This is a genomic window from Pseudomonas sp. BAV 4579 (assembly GCF_009765395.1).
In the GTDB taxonomy this organism is placed as follows: Bacteria; Pseudomonadota; Gammaproteobacteria; order Pseudomonadales; family Pseudomonadaceae; genus Chryseomonas; species Chryseomonas aestiva.
Genome location: NZ_WHOV01000242.1, coordinates 1 through 730, shown reverse-complemented (window position 1 = coordinate 730; position 730 = coordinate 1). Strand labels below are relative to the sequence as shown.

At 64.8% G+C, this 730-nt stretch carries 1 protein-coding gene; it reads right to left on the bottom strand.

The window, feature by feature from the left end:
* A partial coding sequence (locus GSQ95_RS25705) for a UvrD-helicase domain-containing protein (protein ID WP_158974012.1) occupies positions 1–730 on the bottom strand: 730 nt, incomplete at both ends.

Below are 730 nucleotides of genomic sequence, written 5' to 3'. Positions count from 1 at the left end.
GAGCTTCTTCTGCTGCACCAGGTCCTTGCGACCTCGGCTGAACTGGAACAGGTCCTCAAGCTCTCGCAGCGAGTAGCTGTCGATCCCGCCGATCCAGAACATGCGGTGGCCACCCTGTTTTTCTAGGCGCAGGGCATTCTCGATCACGCCGCTGACCGTGCGATGCAGCCAGGTCCGATGGGCGAGGTCCTCCGGCAGCGAGCGCTTCACCAGGGTGCGCTGGCCGAGCCCCTGCAGCTTCACCGTCTCGCCCTTGAACGACAGGATGACGTTGGCTACGTGGGCCACCGCTGGGCCGAAGCGGAAAGACTGGGTCAGGTAGTGCTTCTCGGCGTCCGCCATCCAGGTCGCGCTGAGGGCATCCTGGGCACCACGAAAGCGGTAGAGCTGCTGGTGGCGATCGCCGACCATGACCTGGATGGTGCGCTGCCGCTGTACCATGTCGGCGATCACTGGATTCACGTCCTGGCCCTCATCGAGCAGGAGGGCGCCGAAGCGGTTGGACAGGTCCGGACGGCTCATCTGGTAGAGCTTGAGATAGCCGTCGTGGGTGATCTGCACGCCGGCGTCCTGCAGGTCGATCATGCGCTTCCAGACGCTGATGGCAAGCCCCACTACCTGGGTGATGCGCCGCTCCTGCAGCGGCGTCAGGCCGCGGCCGTCGTAGCGGGCAAAGTGGCGACCGTCCAGGGCCATGTCGGCGCTGGCCATGAAGGTGTTGAGCGTATTG